This is a genomic window from Actinomyces dentalis DSM 19115, assembly GCF_000429225.1.
GTDB lineage: Bacteria > Actinomycetota > Actinomycetes > Actinomycetales > Actinomycetaceae > Actinomyces > Actinomyces dentalis.
Genome location: NZ_AUBL01000046.1, coordinates 13689 through 34147, shown reverse-complemented (window position 1 = coordinate 34147; position 20459 = coordinate 13689). Strand labels below are relative to the sequence as shown.

Annotated in this window: 18 protein-coding genes and 1 pseudogene; 5 read left to right on the top strand and 14 right to left on the bottom strand. The window is 74.0% G+C overall.

All coding sequences use genetic code 11. The features are described from left to right. Window positions 1-87 precede the first annotated feature (87 nt). Window positions 88-813: a pentapeptide repeat-containing protein gene (locus G446_RS0110520; protein ID WP_026410116.1), complete on the bottom strand. Its 726-nt coding sequence runs from the start codon at window positions 811-813 to the stop codon at window positions 88-90. Between the two features lie 456 nt (window positions 814-1269). Here G446_RS0110520 and G446_RS0110515 point away from each other — a divergent pair, with 456 nt between their 5' ends. Next, window positions 1270-1962, top strand: a complete 693-nt coding sequence (locus tag G446_RS0110515) for a DUF6891 domain-containing protein (protein WP_026410115.1) — start codon at window positions 1270-1272, stop codon at window positions 1960-1962. Between the two features lie 214 nt (window positions 1963-2176). On the opposite strand, the gene G446_RS0110510 is transcribed toward G446_RS0110515, so the two are convergent. From G446_RS0110510 to leuC, 8 genes and pseudogenes are all read right to left on the bottom strand, one after another. Continuing rightward, entirely contained in the window at window positions 2177-2755 is a 579-nt protein-coding gene (locus G446_RS0110510; RefSeq protein WP_026410114.1) for a hypothetical protein, read from the bottom strand. A gap of 212 nt (window positions 2756-2967) precedes the next feature. Beyond that, window positions 2968-3141, bottom strand: coding sequence for a DUF4411 family protein (locus G446_RS21550; protein ID WP_084779162.1), 174 nt, complete (start codon window positions 3139-3141; stop codon window positions 2968-2970). Continuing rightward, window positions 3138-3836 carry a helix-turn-helix domain-containing protein gene (locus tag G446_RS17380; protein WP_169721284.1) on the bottom strand — a complete coding sequence of 233 codons (699 nt, stop codon included), beginning with the start codon at window positions 3834-3836 and terminating at the stop codon, window positions 3138-3140. Before G446_RS17380 ends, G446_RS21550 begins: the two co-directional genes overlap by 4 nt. A gap of 145 nt (window positions 3837-3981) precedes the next feature. After that, a complete protein-coding gene (locus tag G446_RS0110500; protein WP_026410113.1) occupies window positions 3982-5025 on the bottom strand; it encodes an NAD(P)H-dependent glycerol-3-phosphate dehydrogenase in 1044 nt (347 codons plus the stop codon). 155 nt (window positions 5026-5180) lie between these two features. Next, window positions 5181-5927 (bottom strand): annotated as a pseudogene (locus G446_RS0110495) (lysophospholipid acyltransferase family protein); the annotation flags it as partial. 203 nt (window positions 5928-6130) lie between these two features. Continuing rightward, window positions 6131-7453 (bottom strand): UDP-N-acetylglucosamine 1-carboxyvinyltransferase, encoded by a 1323-nt coding sequence (gene murA / locus G446_RS0110490; RefSeq protein ID WP_026410111.1) that lies wholly within the window; start codon window positions 7451-7453, stop codon window positions 6131-6133. A gap of 417 nt (window positions 7454-7870) precedes the next feature. After that, entirely contained in the window at window positions 7871-8551 is a 681-nt protein-coding gene (leuD, locus tag G446_RS0110485; protein ID WP_026410110.1) for a 3-isopropylmalate dehydratase small subunit, read from the bottom strand. A gap of 34 nt (window positions 8552-8585) precedes the next feature. Continuing rightward, the gene (gene leuC, locus G446_RS0110480; protein WP_026410109.1) at window positions 8586-10073 is read right to left on the bottom strand and encodes a 3-isopropylmalate dehydratase large subunit; all 1488 of its coding nucleotides are present in this window, start codon (window positions 10071-10073) and stop codon (window positions 8586-8588) included. Between the two features lie 190 nt (window positions 10074-10263). Here leuC and G446_RS0110475 point away from each other — a divergent pair, with 190 nt between their 5' ends. The 3 genes from G446_RS0110475 to G446_RS18850 are packed head-to-tail and all read left to right on the top strand — an operon-like array spanning window position 10264 to window position 13036. Then, entirely contained in the window at window positions 10264-11001 is a 738-nt protein-coding gene (locus G446_RS0110475; RefSeq protein ID WP_026410108.1) for an IclR family transcriptional regulator, read from the top strand. A gap of 44 nt (window positions 11002-11045) precedes the next feature. Continuing rightward, the gene (locus G446_RS0110470; protein ID WP_026410107.1) at window positions 11046-12185 is read left to right on the top strand and encodes a glycosyltransferase family 4 protein; all 1140 of its coding nucleotides are present in this window, start codon (window positions 11046-11048) and stop codon (window positions 12183-12185) included. Next, entirely contained in the window at window positions 12182-13036 is an 855-nt protein-coding gene (locus G446_RS18850; RefSeq protein WP_026410106.1) for a GNAT family N-acetyltransferase, read from the top strand. The genes G446_RS0110470 and G446_RS18850 overlap by 4 nt, the downstream gene beginning before the upstream one ends. Window positions 13037-13058: 22 nt before the next feature. Here G446_RS18850 and nrdR read toward each other — a convergent pair whose 3' ends face one another. Next, a complete protein-coding gene (gene nrdR / locus G446_RS0110460) occupies window positions 13059-13511 on the bottom strand; it encodes a transcriptional regulator NrdR (protein WP_026410105.1) in 453 nt (150 codons plus the stop codon). 366 nt (window positions 13512-13877) lie between these two features. Then, window positions 13878-14489 (bottom strand): hypothetical protein, encoded by a 612-nt coding sequence (locus G446_RS0110455; protein ID WP_026410104.1) that lies wholly within the window; start codon window positions 14487-14489, stop codon window positions 13878-13880. Window positions 14490-14690: 201 nt separating this feature from the next. Between G446_RS0110455 and lexA the strand changes: the two genes are divergently transcribed. Continuing rightward, the gene (gene lexA / locus G446_RS0110450; protein WP_026410103.1) at window positions 14691-15428 is read left to right on the top strand and encodes a transcriptional repressor LexA; all 738 of its coding nucleotides are present in this window, start codon (window positions 14691-14693) and stop codon (window positions 15426-15428) included. A gap of 224 nt (window positions 15429-15652) precedes the next feature. On the opposite strand, the gene G446_RS0110445 is transcribed toward lexA, so the two are convergent. The 3 genes from G446_RS0110445 to hflX all read right to left on the bottom strand — a co-directional run bounded on the left by G446_RS0110445 (window position 15653) and on the right by hflX (window position 20451). Further along, entirely contained in the window at window positions 15653-16657 is a 1005-nt protein-coding gene (locus tag G446_RS0110445; RefSeq protein ID WP_034470109.1) for an L-lactate dehydrogenase, read from the bottom strand. A gap of 213 nt (window positions 16658-16870) precedes the next feature. After that, window positions 16871-18826 (bottom strand): ATP-dependent DNA helicase, encoded by a 1956-nt coding sequence (locus G446_RS0110440; protein WP_281170222.1) that lies wholly within the window; start codon window positions 18824-18826, stop codon window positions 16871-16873. A gap of 134 nt (window positions 18827-18960) precedes the next feature. Next, window positions 18961-20451, bottom strand: coding sequence for a GTPase HflX (gene hflX / locus G446_RS0110435; RefSeq protein WP_245574669.1), 1491 nt, complete (start codon window positions 20449-20451; stop codon window positions 18961-18963). Window positions 20452-20459 lie beyond the last annotated feature (8 nt).

The following is a 20459-nucleotide window of genomic DNA, read 5'->3' as shown; positions in this document are numbered from 1 at the left end:
CGGCCGCCCGATACTCCGCGACGGGGGCGGGCGGCGGCAGGAGCGGTATTGATACGCCCCGATCTCGCGGCCATCGATGGCGCACGGCTAGTTGTTGATGGCTCTCCTGATGGCGGGCCAGTCGGCGAGATCCTTCATCCTGGGGCGGCAGACGAACAGGTGCTCCTGGCCGCCGTCGAGGTCGCTCCGCCAGATCTCGACCCAGTCCAGGGCGTCCCGGCGGTTCTCCCGGTCCCAGGTGTCGACCAGTGCCCGCACCCGGTCCAGGGCGGCGGCCCCGTCCAGGGCCAGTGCGCAGTCCTCGCCGGCGGGAAGGCGCTGGAGCGTCAGGTCCACGCCCCGCCGGAAGGAGGTGTCCACCAGGGTCGCCCCGGAGAAGTCGTTGCCCCGGATATCGTTGCGGACCCTGAGATCGGGCTCCCTCCTGCGCTTGTAGTCGTCCAGCCCGCCCCAGAAGATGCTCCGGCGCACATCGGCGCCCGTGAAGTCGCAGTCGATCAGGTCCACGGGGTTGACGCGGAAGTCCACCAGCCGTGCCCGGCGGAACGAACAGCGCACGAACCTGGTCCGTCCGGCGGGGCTGAAGGACAGGTGCGACCGGTCGAAGGAGCAGTCGACGAACTCGGCGAACCGACCCGCCCCGCCGGCGGTGAACTGCCCGACCCTCATCCGCTCGAACCGGCAGCGCTCGAAACGCGTGCTCGTCGTGCCGAAGCGCTCGACCCCCGTGCCCGACCAGTCCTCACCCACCACCAGCCCCTCGACGGCCCTCAGCTTCGACCCGAGCCCGTTGGGCAACTCAACGACCTCCATGACAGCACCCCTCCGAATTCCAATCACCGGCACGACCCCACGACCCATAAGCCCCGCCGTCAGGTTCCGGGCGCGGGCAAGTCGCAGGTCGCGCACCAGCAGGCGTATCGTTCATCTCCTCCAACCCTGTCTGGATCGCCAGAGCCCCCGTCACAGCCAGGGACAGGATCGTGGGCAGGGCGCGGTGCACGCCCCGCCGATGGCGAGGATTGGTCACATCCCGAAGGACACTGACCAGAGGCCGGCGTGACAGGGCGGTTGTGGTGGAAGGTGACATGGCGGCGCGGCCCCCGGCGGCGAGGATGATCGGGCACCGCCCATCGTCCCGGCGGGGCCGCGCCGCACCCGCGCCAACACGCCGACAACCCCGGACATCGGACAACCAGGCGTCGACTTCGCCGACCCGCTGCTGCCCGGCCTCACTTCTTGTCGGCGGCGGTTGTTAGGGTCTCGGTCATGACTGAACTGAACACCCAGCCCGATGGACTGAGAATCCCCGACGAGCTGCTCGGAGGCGCGGTCGATCCCGAACTCGAGGAGTACATCCGCGACATGATCTGGATGCGGCTCGTGAGAGGGGACGACAGCATCGACGACCACGCCCACGAGATCGCCCGCGCCGTGGAGGACGAGGACGGCGGCGGCGCGCTGTCCGAGGAACAGTGCCGCGCCATCGCCCAGTACCTGATCGATGCGCGCCGCGCCCAGCAGGCGGGATTCGGGGAGGTGCCCGCCGGCAAGCTGGACCGGGCCTTCGAGGCGCTGCGGAGGGCCCATGTCGTCGCGGAGCCGGATTTCTCCTGCTGCAACACCTGCGGGCATGCGGAGATCGAGGGCGACCGGGACGACCTGGGGTACGTGTTCTTCCACCAGCAGGACACCGAGAGACTCGCGGAGAGCGGCAGCACCTACCTCAGCTACGGCATCTTCTGGCCCGCCCACATCGGCGAGGAGGAGTACAAGGCCTTGAGCAGTTCCCAGCGCGAGGAACTCCACGACGCCACGACCATCAAACTGATGAGAACCGTCGTCATCCCGATCCTCCGGGAACACGGCATAGGCGTCAGCTGGGAAGGAGACGTGAACACCCGCATCCTCCTCACCGGCGTCGAGTGGTACGCCCCATTGCCCCCAGCGGGGCAGGACTGAGGACGATCCAGCCCTGACGGGCCAGCGCGCACCGCCCCGCGTCGCTCCGGGCCCTCCCGCGTCGATGCCGGCCGGTCCCGGAGCCGCAACCGCCCAGTGGGCGAGCCGGTGCAACCCCGCCCGCCCACCACCGCGCCGATCCCCGACGAACAGCCACCCGCCGCCGAGAGCGACTACCACCAGCACCGCGCCGCTGGCGACCGCCGTGGTGCGGTTACGCGTCCTCCGTTGCGCGCGGGGAGATCCAAGGCGGGTCGGGTGGTCGGTCGACGAAGCGGGGTCTGCCGCTCACTCGCAGGCCGCCGTCGGGCCAGAGGCCCAGAGGCCGGATGCGGACCCGCTCCCCGATCCCGGGCCAACGCTCCTCGGGGACGGGATCGAAGCCCTCCTGCATGAGCGTGTCCCTCAGCTGCCCGATCTGCCCGGAGTCCAGGCGCACCTCCACGCCCCAGTCGCGGTGGGCGACGACCGTCCCCTCCTGGGCCGGCCCGGACCCCTCCGGGGGCGGGTACTGGCGCGGCGGATCGTACCCGTGCACCAGGCCCTCCATGGCGCTCTCCCGACTGGTCAGGCGCACCTCGTCATCGGGGGACCCGTAAAGGTACCTGCGCACCCGGATGCGCTCCCCCACGTCGGGCCAGTACTCCGAGTCGCAGTATCGCGGGTCGTCGTGAATGGAGGTCAGAACCATGACCCCCTCATCGCCGGACTCCTCCAGACGCACACCCAGACCCCAGGGATTATGGGCCGTCACGACGCCCCACTCGATCGGACCCAGCCGTATCTCTTCCATTACGCTTCCTCCTCAGAAGACCTGCTCACCATCAAGGGTGAAAACTCTACCGGTTTCTGCAGTGATCCTTCCGCTTTCACGTGGGCCATGATGAACGGATCGCCGCAGTTCTTCTCTCCTCGCACCCAGTCCGGGTGGGCGGAGGAGATTCCCGCCGCTGTTATCATTTCATCGTCCGTCGTCTTGCAGACTAATCCAGGCACGTTCTTCACCTATCGAGCGAGGTCGTCGTCTCCGCGCTCCAACTCCTTCAGAATAACTTCGCACACGCATATCTCGCCACTGGCGACAGCACCCTCCATCGACTCCCAAAGAGAGGCGAACAGGTCTCTCGGATATCGATTCACCATATTGATGAGTATATTGGTGTCCAAGGTGCATCTCATTCGAGCCCCTCGGTCTTGTGGTATTCGTCGATCATCCGCTCCGCCATTGGAATCCGGGCGTTCATCAGGTAACTGCGGCCAGCAATCATCTTGATGATTACTGGCCACAACAGAATTATCGGCAGGACGTCATGATGGATGGAGAGTCCGCGAAAGACCGCGAGTTCGATTTTCGTCGCTTGAAACGCGAGGAACCCGTGGCGCTCCAGCAGTCCGCGCCAGAAGCTCAGCACCCGATTGTCCCGACCCCCAGGAGGGGCGAAGTCCTCCGTCAGACCCAGAAGATCGCGTATCTCATTCGCTCTCGCCGCGAGATTACGTCGGTTGATCGCCCCGACGAGGGCGGGTTTCTCGGGTCGACCCTCAAGCTCGAGCACCGTATCGCGGTGCTGTTCGGCTCGACGCATCTCCCTGGCAAGCAAAGGCGGAATCGGCTCCCCGTTGCCCGCACGGAAATCGGCGGTCTCCGGAACATCCGGTTCGTCGGGCGGGTCCGTGAAGAAGAAGGCGAGTGTTCGGTCGAGCTTATTCGCGATATTCTCAAGCTGACGAAGAGTGGGACGAGCATCGCCGGTCTCGAACTCGGCGATGCGGCCTTCACTGGTGCCCGCCGCCCGGGCGAGTTCGCCCCTCTCGACGAACATGGTCTCACGCGCCCATCGAAGGGTGGAACCGTTTATCGGTGCGCGTGCCATGCCCCTCATCTCCTCCCGCCCGGTTCGTCATCCCCGGCGAGCAGCGACGTTGCCGTCTCTGCACAAGTCTATCTTCGGACGCCGACACGATGGGAGTCATCACACCCGCCGAGATGGCCCCGCCCCGCCCCGCGCCCGGGCCGGCTCAGGCCAGCGGAGCGGCGTTGACGCCCTCGGCCTTGCGGGGGCGGGCCAGCAGGGCGTCGGTCACCTCGGCCACGGAGGCCCGCCCCTCCACGACGGCGACGATGCCGGCGGTGATCGGCATCTCCACGCTGTGCTCCCCGGCCAGGTCCAGCACGGCCCGGGCCGACCTGGCGCCCTCGGCCACGCCCCGGGAGGCGGCCCTGGCCTGCTCCACGCTCATCCCCTCCCCCAGACGGCGCCCGAAGGTCTGGTTGCGCGACAGCGGCGAGGAGCAGGTGGCGACCAGGTCGCCCATGCCGGCCAGGCCCGCGAAGGTCTCCGGCTCCGCCCCCAGCGCCAGCCCGAGCCGCGTGATCTCCACCAGGCCCCGGGTGATGATGGCGGCCTTGGAGTTGTCCCCCAGGCCCCGCCCGGCGGCGATGCCCACGGCCAGGGCGATGACGTTCTTGACCGCGCCGCACAGCTCGACGCCCAGGACGTCGGTGTTCGTGTAGGGACGGAAGGTCGGGGTGGCGCAGGCGGCCGCGACGCGGGAGGCCACGTCCGCGTCCCGGGCGGCCACCACGGTCGCCGTCGGCTGCCCGGCGGCGATCTCGTCGGCGAGGTTGGGTCCGGAGACGACGGCGAGGCGCTCGGGTCCGATCGCGAGGACCTCGCCCACCATCTGGCTCATCCGCAGCCCCGTGCCCAGCTCGATGCCCTTCATGAGGGACACGGCCACGGCGTCGTCGCAGACCATGCCCGCCCCCGGCTCGAGCACCGCGCGCGCCAGCTGGGAGGGCACGGCGACGACGACGAGGTCGGCGCCGCCCAGGGCCTCGTCCAGGGACGTGGTCGCCCCCAGCCCCCGGGGCAGGCTCACGCCGCGCAGGTAGCGCTCATTGGTCCCGGCGTTGATCTCCGCCGCGATCTCGGCCCGCCTGGCCCACATGAGCGTGGGGATGCCGGTGCGCACCAGCAGGGTGGCGAAGGTCGTGCCCCAGGCGCCGGCTCCGACGACGGCGGCCCGGTCGAAGGCGGGCGCGTGGACGGCGGCGCTCATGACTCCGCCCCCGACTCGCCGCCGGACCCGGACGCGGGCCCGTCATCGGGCGGGGCCCCGCCGGGCGCCTCACCGCCGCTCGCGGCCCCCTCCCCGGCGGATGCGGGCCCGGCCTCGGGCCCGCCGTCGGCCGCGGCCCCGGACGCAGGCGCCCCCTCGCCGTCCGGCGGCGGGTCGGGCCGGCGCACGCCGATCCTGCCCTTGCCGGGGTTGCCGTCGTACTTCATGTCGTAGGGCCGCGGCGCCTTCTCGCCGCGCAGCTGCTCGACCAGGGCCGTGATGGCGCGCATGATCTCGGCGGTGCACGCGCGCACCGCGTCGCGGTCGGTCGTGTCGGAGCCGAAGCGGGACAGGTCCAGCGGCTCGCCGATGAGGATGCGCACCTCCTTGCGCGGGAAGGGGCGGATGACCTTGCTGTAGGTGCCCATGACGAACTGGGCGCCCCACTGCCCCATGGGGACGACCGGCGCGCCGGTGGCCATGGCCAGCCGCGCGGCGCCGGTCTTGCCCGTCATGGGCCACTGCAGCGGGTCGCGCGAGAGGGTGCCCTCGGGGAAGACCATGATGACCTCGCCCGAGCGCAGGACCCTCTCGGCCTTCTTGAGGGAGTCGCCGGCCTCCTTGGTGGCGCGGTGGACGGGGATCTGCCCGCCGGCGCGCAGGATGGATCCCAGGACGGGCACGTCGAAGAGCGTGGACTTGGCCAGGGAGTAGACGGGCACGTCGGCGTCGACCATCGCCCGCATGGCGGTGAGGGAGTCGAGGTCGGTCAGGTGGTTGGCGACGGTGATGAAGCCGCCCTCGCGGGGGATGTTCTCCGTCCCGGTCACCTTCTGCCTGGAGACCGCCTTGAGGAAGGGGATGATCGCCCCCCGCGCCGCGAAGCGGTAGAAGGGGCTCATGCGTCGAGTCGTGGGCACGCTGCGACTCTAGCGGCTCTCGGGCGCACGCGCCGACGGCGCCGCGGACCGGACGGCCGCTCCGCTGCGGCGGTCCGGGGCGGGTCCCCGCCGCAGCGGGACGGGCGGTCCGGGCGACGACCGGGTCGGGTGGGCCGGCGTCGGCGGTGACGGCGGCGGCGCAGGCGGAGTGCGGGCGGGACCGGTCAGGCGAGCCGGGTGACGTCGGCGTCCAGGGCCCTGAGCTTGCTCATGAAGTGCTCGTAGCCGCGGTCGATGAGGTTGATGCCCTCGACCCGGCTGGTGCCCTCGGCCGCCAGGGCGGCGATGAGGTGGGAGAAGCCGCCGCGCAGGTCGGGCACGACGATGTCCGCACCGCGCAGGGGGGTGGGCCCGGAGACGACCGCCGAGTGGTAGAAGTTGCGCTGGCCGAAGCGGCAGGCGGAGCCCCCCAGGCACTCGCGGTAGACCTGGATGGTGGCGCCCATCTTGCACAGGGCCTTGGTGAAGCCGAAGCGGTTCTCGTAGACGGTCTCGTGGACGATGGACAGGCCCTGGGCCTGGGTGAGGGCGACGACGAGGGGCTGCTGCCAGTCGGTCATGAAGCCGGGGTGGACGTTGGTCTCCACGACGATCGACTTCAGGTCCCCGCCCGGGTGGTAGAAGCGGATGCCGTCGTCGGTGACGTCGAAGGCCCCGCCGACCTTGCGGAAGGTGTTGAGGAAGGTGGTCATGTCGCTCTGGTGGGCGCCGCGCACGAAGAGGTCGCCGCGGGTGGCCAGGGCGGCCGAGGCCCAGGAGGCGGCCTCGATGCGGTCGGGCAGAGCGGCGTGGTTGTAGCCGGACAGGTCGTCGACGCCCTCGACGTGGATGGTGCGGTCGGTGTCCACGGAGATGATGGCGCCCATCTTCTGCAGGACGTCGACCAGGTCCATGATCTCGGGCTCGACGGCGGCGTTGCGCAGCTCGGTCAGGCCCTCGGCCCGCACGGCGGTGAGCAGGGTCTGCTCGGTGGCGCCCACGCTCGGGTAGGGCAACTCGATGACCGTGCCGCGCAGCCCGACCGGCGCCGAGATGTGGATGCCGGATTCGAGCTTGTCGACGACGGCGCCGAACTTGCGCAGGATCTCCAGGTGGTAGTCGATGGGGCGGTCCCCGATGCGGCAGCCGCCCAGGTCGGGGATGAAGGCCTCGCCCAGCCGGTGCAGGAGCGGGCCGCAGAACAGGATGGGGATGCGCGAGGAGCCCGCGTGCGCGTCGATGTCGGCCACGTGGGCGGTCTCGACCCGGGAGGGGTCGAGCCTGAGCACGCCCTCGGCCTGGTCGTAGTCGATGGCGACCCCGTGCAGGGCCAGCAGCCCGGAGACGACGTCGACGTCGCGTATGAGCGGGACGTTGCGCAGCACCGACGGCGTGGCGCCCAGCAGCGCCGCCACCATGGCCTTGGAGACGAGGTTCTTGGCGCCGCGTACGGTGATCTCGCCGGAGAGCGGGCGCCCGCCCTCGACCTGGAGCAGTCCGTCGACCATTAAGAACCTCCGTGCGGTGTTACCCGCGGGTGCGCGGGTGCCTCCTGCGAACGCCGGTGGGCGCGTTCTCATTCCAGGATAGGCGAGGGCCCGACGCCGCGAGAATCGCCGCGCATCGCCGCCGTCGGGCGGCCCGGCGACGCCCCCGGGCCGCCGCCGCCCGCGCGCGCCGCCCCGGAAGGGCCGGGAAACGGCCGGATCGCCGCCGATGCGACTTCGGGGCCGGCTCCGGTCCTCCCCCGAGACGGTTCCCGGGCGAGGACGGCGGGGCGGCCGCCGGGGGGAGTCGATGGTGAGGATTCTCCTAATGGTTGCCCGGCGAGAGCGCGCTCCGGGCGGCCCCGACCGGCTCCGGGGCGCGCCCCGGCCCCGGCGCGGGCGGTGTCCGCGCCGGGATGCCCGCCGCCGTCGTCGCCCTCAGTCCCGGCGCAGGTAGGGGAAGCCGACGGCGACGGGCATGTCCGCGGCGCGCGCGGGCACGACCTCCCGGGCCGGCAGGTGCCTGGCGGGCAGGGTGCGCGGCTTGAAGGCGGGGCGGGCGGCCTCGTAGGCGTCGATCGCCTCGGAGTTCTGGAGGGTCAGCGAGATGTCGTCCAGGCCCTCCATGAGGCACCAGCGGACGTAGTCGTCGATCTGGAAGGTGGTGCGGTACCCTCCCGCCTCCACGGTGCGCTCGGCCAGGTCGACGGTCACCTCGGTGCCGGGCTCGGTCTGGAGGATCTTCCACAGCTGCTCGGCGTCCTCCTGGGTGATGACGCCGGCCACCAGGCCCTGCTTGCCGGCGTTGCCGCGGAAGATGTCGGCGAAGCGGGGGGCGAGGACCACCTTGAAGCCGTAGTCCTTCAGGGCCCACACGGCGTGCTCGCGCGAGGAGCCGGTGCCGAAGTCGGGGCCGGCGACGAGGACGCTGGCCCGCTTGTAGGCCTCCTGGTTGAGGATGAAGTCGGGCTCGCCGGCGCGCCAGCCGGCGAACAGGGCGTCGTCGAACCCGGTGCGGGTGATGCGCTTGAGGTAGACGGCGGGGATGATCTGGTCGGTGTCGACGGCGCTGCGGCGCAGCGGGGCGCCAATGCCGGTGTGCCGGATGAACTTGTCCATGGCGGGTCTCCTGGGCGGGGCGGGGCGGGCGGGCTCAGACGGCGGCGGGCGCGGCGGGCGCGGTCGGCAGACCGGCGGGGACGGACGGCAGGCCGGCGCCGGGCGGGGGCGCGGCCAGGGCCGGCAGGTCCGCGGGGCTGGACAGGGTGCCGCGCACGGCGGTGGCGGCGGCGACGGCGGGCGAGACGAGGTGGGTGCGCCCGCCCTTGCCCTGGCGGCCCTCGAAATTGCGGTTGGAGGTGGAGGCGGAGCGCTCGCCGGGGGAGAGCTTGTCCGGGTTCATGGCCAGGCACATGGAGCAGCCGGCGTTGCGCCACTCAGCCCCGAAGTCCTTGAAGACCCGGTCCAGTCCCTCGGCCTCGGCCTGGAGGCGGATGCGGGCGGAGGCGGGCACGACGAGCATGCGCACGCCCGGCGCCTTGGTCCGCCCGCGCACGACCTCGGCGGCGGCGCGCAGGTCCTCGATGCGCCCGTTGGTGCAGCTGCCCAGGAAGACGGTGTCGACGCGGATGTCCCGCAGCGGCATGCCCGGGGTCAGGTCCATGTACTCGATGGCGCGCTCGGCGGCGCGCCGCTCGGTCTCGTCGGCGATGTCCCCGGGGACGGGCACGCGGGCGGAGATGGGCAGGCCCTGGCCGGGGTTGGTGCCCCAGGTGACGAAGGGCTCGATGTCGGCGGCCTGAAGGACCACCTCGGTGTCGAAGACTGCGTCGTCGTCGGTGCGCAGGCTCTTCCAGTACTCGACGGCGGCGTCCCAGTCCTCGCCGACGGGGGCGTGGGGGCGGCCGGCCAGGTAGTCGAAGGTGGTCTGGTCGGGGGCGATCATGCCGGCGCGGGCCCCGCCCTCGATGCTCATATTGCAGATGGTCATGCGAGCCTCCATCGACAGCCGCTCGATGGCGCGGCCGCGGTACTCGATGACGTGGCCCTGGGCGCCGTTGGTGCCGATCTTGGCGATGATGGCCAGGATGATGTCCTTGGCGCCGCTGCCGGCGGGCAGATCGCCGTCGATGGTCACGCTCATGGTCCTGAAGGGCGCCATCTGGAGGGTCTGGGTGGCCAGGACGTGCTCGACCTGGCTGGTGCCGATGCCGAAGGCCAACGCCCCGAAGGCGCCGTGGGTGGAGGTGTGGGAGTCGCCGCACACCACGGTCATGCCCGGCTGGGTGAGCCCCAGCTGGGGGCCGACGGCGTGGACGATGCCCTGGTCGGCGTCCCCCAGGGAGTGGATGCGCACCCCGAACTCGGCGCAGTTGGCGCGCAGGGTCTCGATCTGGGTGCGGCTGGTGGCGTCGGCGATGGGCAGGTCGATGTCGAGGGTGGGGGTGTTGTGGTCCTCGGTGGCCAGGGTCAGGTCGGGGCGGCGCACCTTCCGGCCCGCCAGCCGCAGCCCCTCGAAGGCCTGGGGGCTGGTGACCTCGTGGACGAGGTGGAGGTCGATGTAGAGCAGGTCGGGCGCCCCGTCGGCTCCGGGGACGACGACGTGGTCCCGCCAGACCTTCTCGGCGAGGGTCATTCCCATCGCTGCGCTTCCTTTCCTGGGGTGCGTCCGCTTCGAGGACCGGGTGGGCGGCGCCGTCCGATCGGCTCCGCGCCGGACCGGGCGGCGCTCGCGGGGGCGCCGAGCAGTATGCGTGATGATGCTGACACGGCGACACTTCTGTGCCCGACACTACTTGAAGTCTCATCACTTGGAATGGCAGTATCAGAGTATGGACGGGTTACGGGAAGCCGAGAGCAGCGGCGTCGGAGTCATCGACAAGGCCGCCCTGGTCATGAGCGCCCTCGAAGCGGGACCGGCCACGCTGGCCCAGCTCGTCGGCTCCACCCACCTCGCCCGCCCGACGGCGCACCGCATCGCCGTCGCCCTGGAGTACCACCGCCTGGTCGCGCGCGACTCCCAGGGCCGCTTCGTCCTGGGCCCGCGGCTGAGCGAGCTCGCCTCCGCCGCGGGCGAGGACCACCTGCTCGCGGCGGCCGGCCCCGTGCTGGCGGCCCTGCGCGACAAGACCCACGAGTCCGCCCAGCTCTACCGGCGCCAGGGGGACGTGCGCATCTGCGTGGCCAACGCCGAGCGGCCCATCGGCCTGCGCGACTCGATCCCGGTGGGGGCGACCATGTCCATGCTGGGCGGCTCGGGCGCCCAGGTCCTGCTCGCCTGGGAGGAGCCCGACCGCCTCCACCGCGGCCTGGTCGGCGCCCGATTCAACGCCACCATGCTCTCGGCCGTGCGCCGCCGCGGGTGGGCCCAGTCCGTGGGCGAGCGCGAGCCGGGCGTCGCCAGCGTCTCGGCGCCCGTGCGCGGGGCGAGCGGCAAGGTCATCGCCGCCGTGTCGATCTCCGGGCCCATCGAGCGCATGGGCCGCCAGCCCGGCCGCGTCCACGGCGCCGTCGTCATGGCCGCCGCCAAGCGCCTGACCGAGGTCCTGCGCAACGCCGACGAGGGCTGAGCCCCGCGCCTCCCCCGCCCCCGCCGGGCCCTAGACTCGCCCCCATGCGCCGCACGCTCCTGGTCACCAACGACTTCCCGCCCGTCGTCGGCGGCATCCAGTCCTACCTCGACGACTACACCCGGCGCCTGCCCGCCGACGACCTCACCGTCCTCGCCTCCACCCCGCCCGAGGGGCCGGGGGCCGCCGCCGCGCACGACGCCGCCCTGGCCTTCGACGTCGTGCGCATGCCCACGCGCATGCTCCTGCCCACCCCCGACGTGCGCGCCCGCATGCAGCGGATCATCCGCGAGCGCGCCATCGAGACGGTCTGGTTCGGCGCCGCCGCCCCCCTGGGCCTGCTCGGCCGCGCCGCCCGCGCCGCCGGGGCGAGCCGGGTCATCGTCTCGACCCACGGCCACGAGGTCGGCTGGTCCATGATCCCGGGGGCCCGCCTGGCCCTGCGGCGGATCTTCCGCGAGGCCGACGTCGTCACCCACATCTCGGACTACACCCTGGGGCGCCTGCGGCCCTTCATGCCCCCCGGCCGGCAGGTCCTGCGCCTGCCCAGCGGCGTCGACGTCGAGCGCTTCCGCCCCGACGCCGACGCCCGCTCCCGCCTGCGCGCCCGTTACGGCCTGGGCGGGGCCCCCACCGTCGTGTGCGTCTCCCGCCTGGTGGCCCGCAAGGGCCAGGACTTGCTCATCGGGGCCTGGCCGCGCGTGGTCGAGCGGGTGCCCGGGGCCCGGCTCGTCATCGTCGGCTGGGGCCCTTACGCCAGGCGGCTCGCCCTGCTCAAGCGCCGCTCCCCCGTGCGCGACTCCATCATCCTCACCGGCGCGGTGCCCCCCGACGAGCTGCCCGGCCACGTCGCCATGGGGGACGTCTTCGCCATGCCCTGCCGCACCCGCGGGGGCGGGCTCGACGTCGAGGGGCTGGGCATCGTCTTCCTCGAGGCCTCGGCCACCGGGCTGCCGGTCATCGCCGGGACCAGCGGCGGCGCCCCGGAGACGGTCGAGGACGGTGTGACCGGCGACGTCGTCGACGGCCGGGACGGCGACGCCCTCGTGGCCGCGCTCGTGCGCCAGCTGTCGGACCCGGGGCTGCGCGAGCGGATGGGGCGGGCCGGGCGCGAGCTCATGGAGCGGCGGTGGACCTGGCCCGGGCTCGTGGCGGGCCTGGTCGAGGCGATCGACGCCCGGTGAGCGCGGTGAACCCGGTGGGCCCGGTGGGCGGGCGGGACTGGGCGCCGCTGACGGTCGGGGAGCTCATCCCCCGGCTGCCCGAGCCCGACGACCCGGTCGCCGTGCTGGAGATCGCGCTGCTGGCGGCCTGGCGGCCGGACGCCCTCGCCGGGAGCGGCGCCCTGCCCGGGTGCGTCCTGCGCGAGCACGCGGGCATGACCAAGCGGGCGAACTCGCTGCTCGTCCCGACCCGCCGGGTTCCCGCGGACCTCTCCCCCGCCGCGGGCTTCTACGCCCGGCGCCGTCTGCCGGCGCTGGCGATGGTGCGCGCCGACGCCCCGGCCGCGCCCTCCCTCGCGCCGACGCCGGATCCGCGGGTCCTGGTCATGACCGCGCCCGTCGAGGTGGTCGCGGCGCCGGTCCCGCGGCGGGGCGGCGGCGCGGGGCGCCCGGGCGTCGTGGTCGCGCTGGACGAGGACCCGTCGCACGACCTGATCGCCCGCACCGCGGGCCGGGCCCGTCCCGGCACCTCGGGAGAGGAGGCCCGCCTGCTGGCCCGGCGCCTGCTCACCAGCGCGCCCGCCCAGCGCTTCGCCTCCACCCCCGCGGGCGGCGCGGGCAGGCTCGCCGTGACGGGGATCGACGGCGTCGCCGTGCTCGACGGCCTGTTCGTCCCGCCGCGGGCCCGCCGCCGGGGCGAGGCGAGCGCCATGGTGCGGGCCCTGGCGGGGGCGGCGAGGGCCCTGGGCGCGCGCACGATGGCGCTGGAGGTCGAGCGGGACAACGCGCCCGCCGTGGCCTGCTACCTGGCCCTGGGCTTCCGGACCCACCACGAGCACCTCTACTGCGCCGTCCTGGGCGCACCGGCGTGAGTCGGCGGGCCCGGGCGCGCCGCTACCCGGCGTGGGAGGCGCGCAGCTCGGCGATCGCGGTCTCGAAGTCCTCCAGGGAGCTGAAGTCGGAGTAGACGGAGGCGAAGCGCAGGTAGGCGACCTCGTCGAGGTCGCGCAGCGGCCCGAGGATCGCCAGGCCCACGGCGTGGGACTCCACCAGGGCCTGGCCGGTCGCCCGGATCGACTCCTCCACCTTGTGGGCCAGCAGGGCGAGGTCGTTGTCGGACACCGGGCGGCCCTGGCAGGCGCGCCGCACCCCGGTGACGACCTTGTCCCGGGAGAAGGGCTCGACGGCGCCCGAGCGCTTGTGCACGGACAGGCCGGCCGTCTCGATGGTGGTGAAGCGGCGGCCGCATTCAGGGCACTCGCGGCGCCGGCGGATGGACGTGCCGTCCTCGGAGGTCCGGGAGTCCACGACGCGCGAGCCGTCGTGATGGCAGAAGGGGCAGTGCACGTGAGACCTCCGAATTTATTAAGTACAACGATGTGATTCGGAGCGTAGAGCGCGTGCGCGAGCCATGGCAAGCAGTTTCGCGGACGCCTTAGATCCGGGGGCACCACTCCCCGGCCGTCCCGCCCGTGGCCGGTCGGCCGTCCCCGGCGGGCCTGCGGGACCTCGTCCCGGGTGCGCACCTTCACCTCCACCGCCGCCCGCACCCGGTGGGCCCGCGTCTGCTACGCCCCTTTTCCTTTGCTACGCCTCTTCACCCTTCACTGTACGAGAAAAGGGAGCGTAGCAGAGGGTCAAGGGGCGTAGCAGACGTCGTCTGGCCCGCGTGGGGCAGCCGGCTATGCGGCAGGCCCTCAATCGCGGCGCCGCTCAGCCGATCAGCGCGATGCCGACGAGGGCGAGCAGGAGCGGGGCCAGCGCCGCGAGTCCGGCCGCTCCCGCCCGACGCAGCACGACCGCGACCGCCGGGAGCGCCGGAGCCGCGGGGGCCGCCGGCGCCGCGGCCCGCACGACCGCGGGGGCGCAGGTCGGCGCCGCCCGTCCCGGCGTCCGGGCCGCCTCCCGACGACGGCGCTGGGCGCGCACGGCCGGGTGCATGGGGGCCAGGCGGGCCGGGTCCGAGCGGGACGGGGCCCGGCCGCGATCCGCGTCTGCGCCGCCGAGCGCCGGATCCGTCCGGGACGGGGACGGGACCGGCCGGGCGGCCGCCCGGCGGGAGGCGGTTCGGGCGGCGCCGCAGGAGCGGGGCCGACGGCGCGGGGCCGAGGGCCGGCGCGTGAGCTCGGGCATGGCCGCCCTCCTCCCGTCCGCCCCGGGGGGCGCGGCGCCCGCCCCGCCCCGGACGGCGCCGGTCGTCACGAGCCGGAGGTGGCCGCGGCGCCCGGAGACGCGATGCCCGGCGGCGGGGTGGCCGGCGGCCTCCTGCGCCGCGGGCGCCGGAGCGGGGCGCGGGCGGGACGGGGGCGGCGTGAGTGCATCCACGGGAATCCTCCTAGAACACGCGTTCGACGAACATCTGTTCGGCAGGTTAGCGACCCGCGAACCCCATGTCCAGCATCTTCGAACACGTGTTTGAAATTGTGCCGTTCCACCGGTAGACTCGCCTCATCGACAACACCATCGACCACCGATGCGGATCCGGTCCGCCCCGCCCGGACGGGCCGATCCAGGAAGGACACGGCGATGACGACCAGCCCCCGCGGGGCGACGCCCCCCGCCTCCCCCCAGGTCCTGGAGTCCCTGGACCCGCGGGCGCGCGCCGTCTACGAGGCGGTGCGCGCCGCCGTCGTCTCCCACGGCTACCCGCCCTCCATGCGGGAGATCGGCTCCCGGGTGGGGCTGACCAGCCCCTCCTCCGTCAAGCACCAGCTCGACAAGCTCGAGCGCCTGGGCCTGGTGCGCCGCGACCCCAGACTGCCGCGCGCCCTGGAGCTCATCCTCCCCGCCGAGCCCGGGGCCGGGCCGGAGTCGCCGGAGGGCGCCGCCGATCCCGCCGGCTCGGCGGCGCCGGTGCTGCCCGGCATCGCCGAGGGCGAGGCCGTCGCCGTCCCGCTCGTCGGGCGGATCGCCGCCGGCTCGCCGATCCTGGCCGAGCAGAGCATCGAGGACGTCCTGGCCCTGCCCCGGCAGCTGACGGGCGACGGCGAGCTGTTCATGCTCCGGGTCCACGGCGACTCCATGATCGGCGCCGCGATCTGCGACGGCGACTGGGTGGTCGTGCGCGCCCAGGCCGACGCCTCCAGCGGGGACGTCGTCGCCGCCATGATCCAGGACGTGGACGGCGCCAGCGCCACCATCAAGGTCCTCTCCCGCAAGGACGGCCACCAGTGGCTCCTGCCCCGCAACCCCGACTACGCCCCCATCCCCGGCGACGAGGCCACCATTATGGGCAAGGTCGTCACGGTCCTGCGCGCGCTCTGAGCGCCGCGCAGCAGAGGGGGCGCGCCCGCTGCGCGGCGGAGCCCGCCTGCCGCGCGAGGGCGCCGCGCGCCTTCCACCGACGCGGCCCGGACGCGCGGCGGGGCCCGCCCCTCGCGTTGAGGGGCGGGCCCCGCCCACCGGCTGCGCGGCGTCGGCGGCCCGGCGGACGAGCGCCCGCGCTCGCGGGCGGCGTCGGCGGCCCGGGCCGCGAGCGCCGTCGGGCGTCAGTAGCCCAGGCCGCGGGCGACCTCGCGCAGGCGCTCGGCCGAGGCGGTCAGGCGCTCGAGCTCGTCGGGGGTCAGCGGCAGCTCCAGGCGGCGCCCGGCGCCCGCGCGCCCCACGATCGTGGGCACCGACATGCACACGTCGGAGATGCCGTGCCAGTCGTCCAGCAGCGGGGAGATGGTGAGCACGCGCTGCTCGTCGTTGAGGACCGCGCCGATGATCCTCTGCACGGCCAGGCCGACGGCGTAGTTCGTCACGCCCTTGCCCTCGATGATGCGGTAGGCGGAGCGCACCACGTCGTGGGCGATGCGCTCGCGCACCTCGTCGTCGAACTCGCCGCCGCTGGTCGTCTTGCCCCACTGGGTGATCGGCACGCCGCCGATCTCGGTGGAGGACCACAGGGCGACCTCGGAGTCGCCGTGCTCGCCGGCGATGTAGCCGTGGATGTTCTGGGTGGCGGTGCCGGTCTCCAGGGAGATGAGGTAGCGCATGCGGGCCGTGTCCAGCACGGTGCCCGAGCCGAAGACCTGGTTCTCGGGCAGGCCCGTGATCTTCTTGGCGCAGTAGGTGACGACGTCGACGGGGTTGGCGACCAGCAGGAAGATGGCGTGGGGGGCGACCTCGACGAGCTTGGGCAGGATCTTCTCCATGATGCCCACGGTGGCGCCGGCCAGCTCCAGGCGCGACTGGCCCGGCTTCTGCTTGGCGCCGGCCGTAATGGCGATGACGTCGGCGTCGCGGCAGATCTCCGGGTCGTCCGAGCCCGAGACCGAGCCGGCCGACGTGAACTGGATGCCCTGGGCGATGTCGAGGGCCTCGGCCTCGACCTTGCTCTTGACGATGTCCTGCAGGACGACCTCGCGGGCGACGCCCTTGGTGACGCAGGCGTAGGCGAGGGTGGAGCCGACGGCGCCGGCGCCGATGATGGCGACCTTCGAGGGGCGGCCGCCGCCGGTGGTCGGGTAGGAACCTTGGGCGGAGTTGGTAATGGTGGCCTCGGACACTTCGTTCCTCCGATTCGGTGGGGGCGGGGGGCCGGTGTGACCTCCCACGCGCAAGGTTACTGCGGTGCCGACGGAAATTGGTCCCGCTTCGGCCGCGCTTCGGCTCATCCGTGGGCGTAAGCGCCCGGCCCGATCGGGCGTTTCCGGGTCCGCGGGCCTGCTCGATCCCGCCGTGGTCGGGCGCCCTCGGGCCCGGTCGGGCGCCCCCGCCCCTCACATGGCGGCCAGGCGCCCCAGCGCCCCCAGGACGACGTCGCGGTCGCGCGTGGGCCACAACGGCGGCATGGAGCGGGCGAGGAAGGACCCGTAGCGGGCGGTGCGCAGGCGCGGGTCGAGGACGGCGACGACGCCGCGGTCCTCGGCGCGGCGGATGAGGCGCCCGGCGCCCTGGGCCAGCAGGAGGGCGGCGTGGGTCGCGGCCACGCTCATGAACCCGTTGCCGCCCGCGGTCGCCACCGCCTCGCTGCGGGCCTGGGCGACGGGGTCGTCGGGGCGGGGGAAGGGGATGCGGTCGATGATGACCAGCCGGCACGTGCGCCCGGGCACGTCCACGCCCTGCCACAGGGACAGCGTGCCCACCAGGCAGGCGTCCTCGTCGGCGGCGAAGGCCTCCACGAGCGCGGGCAGCTGGTCCTCGCCCTGGGCGTAGACGGTCAGATCCGTGGCGCCGCGCAGGACCCCGGCGGCCTCCTCGGCGGCGCGCCGGGAGGAGAACAGGCCGAGCATGCCGCCGCGCGAGGCCTCGGTCAGGGCCAGGACCTCGTCCAGGGCCGCCTCGGAGATGCCGCGGCCGGGCCGGGGCAGGTGCACGGGGGTGTAGAGGATGCCCTGGCGGGCGTAGTCGAAGGGCGTGCCCACGTCCGCCCCCTCCCAGGGGGCCTCCGCCAGGGTCAGGCCCAGGTCGCGGGCCATGGGCTCGAAGCCGCCGCCCAGCGCCAGGGTCGCCGAGGTGAGCACGGCGACGCGCTCGTCGAAGAGGGCGTCGGCCACCGGCCCGGCCACGTCGATGGGCGCCAGCGTCAGCCGCGGCGGCTCGGCCCCCATGCGCGGGCGCTCCACCCAGGCCACGTCCCGGTGCTGGGCGACCGAGTCGGAGGTCATGCGCTCCACGACGTCGACCAGGTCGCTCACGGCCGTGCGCGCCAGGGCGGCGCCCCCGGCGTCGGCCCCGCCGTTCTGCGCCCCGGCCGCGCTCCCGGCGGCCTGGCGCACGCCGGTCAGCACGCCGCGGGCGGCCCCGTCCAGGGCGGCCAGCGCCTCCGCCAGCGCCGGCGGCGGGCCGGCGCTCAGGCGCCCGTCGGGCAGGGCGGCCAGCGCCAGTTGCAGGCCCTGCCCCGCCGCCTCCAGGTCGGAGACGACGGCGGAGGCGTGCTTGCGGGCGGTGGCCGCCACGCGCGCCACGGCGGCGGCGGACAGGCTCGCCGCGCCCTGGGAGCGCACCCGGTCGGCCAGGGCGTGGGCCTCGTCGACGACGAGCAGGTCGTGCTCGGGCAGCACGCCGGGGTTGCCGGCCACGACGACGCCGAGCATAGCGTGGTTGGTGACCACGACGTCGGCCCTGGCGGCCGCCTCGCGCGCCGCGGCCGGGAAGCAGTCGTCGTGGAAGGGGCAGGCCGGCCCCAGGCACTCGGCCCGGGAGACCGACGCCTGCGCCCAGGCCCGGTCGGACACGCCGGGGACCAGGTCGTCGCGGTCGCCGGTGGCGGTGCGCCCGGCCCACTCGCGCAGGCGCACCACCTGCTCCCCCAGGCCCGCCGCGCCGGTGCGGGGCACGGCGTCGGAGGCGGCGAAAAGGGCGTCATCGTCGTCGGGGTAGCCGCCGGCCACCCGGTGGCGGCACAGGTAGTTCTGCCAGCCCTTGAGCAGGGCCACGACCGGGCGGCGCCCGGTGAGGGCCTCGACGGCGTCGGCGGCCAGCGGCGCGTCCCGGGTCAGGATCTGCCGCTGGAGGGCCAGGGTGGCGGTGGACACGACGGCGCGCTCGCCGTCGTCGACGGCGTGGACCATGGCGGGCACGAGGTAGGCCAGGGACTTGCCGGTGCCCGTGCCCGCCTGGACGAGCAGGTGGGTGTCCGAGGCGATGGCCCGCGCGACGCGGCGGGTCATCTCCCGCTGCCCCTCGCGCGGGCCGCCGCCCAGGCGCCCCACGGCCCCGTCCAGGGCCTCCAGGGCCCGCTCCTCCCCCGGGGCCGAGACCGGGGCCGGAGCCGCCCCGGCCCGGGAGCCCGCCTGCACCCGCGGATCCGCCCCCGGGGAGCCCTCCCGCGGCTCGGCGCCAGCCCGCGCCCCGCTCACGGCGGGGCTCACTCGACGGCGCAGGCCCACAGCTCGGCGGCCAGCGGGGCGTCGACGCGGGCGTGCACCCGGGTGCCCTCCGGGACGTAGTCGATGGACTCGATCTCGCCGTCGGCGTGGACCCGGGCGACCAGGTCGCCGCGCGAGTAGGGCACGACGACGTCGACGGCGACGTCGGGGCGCGGCAGCATCGCCTCGATGCGCTCGCGCAGCTCGGACAGGCCCCGCCCGGTGCGGGCCGAGACGGCCACCGCCCCGGGCAGGCGGGTGCGCAGGGCCGCCAGGGCGACGCCGTCGACCAGGTCGGCCTTGTTGAGGGCGATGAGCTCGGGCACCTCCAGCGCCCCGGGGATGTCCGCCAGGACGGTGCGCACGGCGGCGACCTGGCCCAGCGGGTCGGGGTGGGCGGCGTCGACGACGTGCACGACCAGATCCGCCCCGGCCACCTCCTCCAGGGTGGAGCGGAAGGCCTCGACGAGCTCGTGGGGCAGATTGCGCACGAAGCCCACCGTGTCGGTGAGGGTGTAGAGGCGCCCGTCGGAGGTCTCGGCCCGCCGCACCGTGGGGTCCAGGGTGGCGAACAGGGCGTCCTGCACCATGAGGTCGGCGCCGGTGAGACGGTTCATGAGGGAGGACTTGCCGGCGTTGGTGTACCCGGCGATCGCCACCGAGGGGATGGGGCCGCGGCGGCGCGAGCCGCGCTTGACCTCCCGCGAGGGCGCCATGGCGCTGATCTCGCGGCGCAGCTTGGCCATGCGCCGGCGGATGCGGCGCCGGTCGAGCTCGATCTTGGTCTCGCCCGGGCCCCTCGCGCCGATGCCCGCCCCGCCGGCGACGCGCCCCCCGGCCTGGCGGGACATGGACTCGCCCCAGCCGCGCAGGCGCGGCAGCAGGTACTCCAGCTGGGCGAGCTCGACCTGGGCCTTGCCCTCGCGGGACTTGGCGTGCTGGGCGAAGATGTCGAGGATGACGGCGGTGCGGTCGACGACCTTGGCGTCGACGACGTCCTCCAGGGCGCGGCGCTGGGAGGGGGCGAGCTCGCCGTCGACGATGACCGTGTCGGCGCCGACGGCGGCGACCGTCTCGGCCAGCTCCCTGGCCTTGCCGGACCCCAGGTAGGTGGCAGGGTCGGGGTGGTCGCGCCGCTGGATGAGGGCGTCGAGGACCTCGCTCCCGGCGGTCTGGGCCAGGGCGGCGAGCTCGGCCAGGCTCGTCTCGGCGTCCTGGGAGCCGACGGCGCCCGGCGAGGCGGCTCGGGCCCCGGCGGACGCGGGGGCGGCGCCGGGCAGGTCCAGGCCGACGAGCACGACGCGCTCCAGGCGCACCCGGCGGTACTCGACCTCGGAGACGTCCTCCGGCCCGGCGGCGGGGCCGACCGCGCGGCGGGCGGCGCGGGCCTCGCGCTCCAGGGCGCCGTCGTCGTCGGCCTCGCGCTGCTCGTGCTCGCCGGCGGTGGAGGCCAGGGCCGTGCCGTGCCGGGACAGGATGCGCGAGACGATGTCCTCGG

Coding starts and splice junctions, on each gene's coding strand:
- G446_RS0110520 (WP_026410116.1), bottom strand. CDS start 813: ATGGAGGTCGTTGAGTTGCCCAACGGGCTCGGGTCGAAGCTGAGGGCC.
- G446_RS0110515 (WP_026410115.1), top strand. CDS start 1,270: ATGACTGAACTGAACACCCAGCCCGATGGACTGAGAATCCCCGACGAG.
- G446_RS0110510 (WP_026410114.1), bottom strand. CDS start 2,755: ATGGAAGAGATACGGCTGGGTCCGATCGAGTGGGGCGTCGTGACGGCC.
- G446_RS21550 (WP_084779162.1), bottom strand. CDS start 3,141: ATGAGATGCACCTTGGACACCAATATACTCATCAATATGGTGAATCGA.
- G446_RS17380 (WP_169721284.1), bottom strand. CDS start 3,836: ATGGCACGCGCACCGATAAACGGTTCCACCCTTCGATGGGCGCGTGAG.
- G446_RS0110500 (WP_026410113.1), bottom strand. CDS start 5,025: ATGAGCGCCGCCGTCCACGCGCCCGCCTTCGACCGGGCCGCCGTCGTC.
- murA (WP_026410111.1), bottom strand. CDS start 7,453: ATGGTCGACGGACTGCTCCAGGTCGAGGGCGGGCGCCCGCTCTCCGGC.
- leuD (WP_026410110.1), bottom strand. CDS start 8,551: ATGGACAAGTTCATCCGGCACACCGGCATTGGCGCCCCGCTGCGCCGC.
- leuC (WP_026410109.1), bottom strand. CDS start 10,073: ATGGGAATGACCCTCGCCGAGAAGGTCTGGCGGGACCACGTCGTCGTC.
- G446_RS0110475 (WP_026410108.1), top strand. CDS start 10,264: ATGGACGGGTTACGGGAAGCCGAGAGCAGCGGCGTCGGAGTCATCGAC.
- G446_RS0110470 (WP_026410107.1), top strand. CDS start 11,046: ATGCGCCGCACGCTCCTGGTCACCAACGACTTCCCGCCCGTCGTCGGC.
- lexA (WP_026410103.1), top strand. CDS start 14,691: ATGACGACCAGCCCCCGCGGGGCGACGCCCCCCGCCTCCCCCCAGGTC.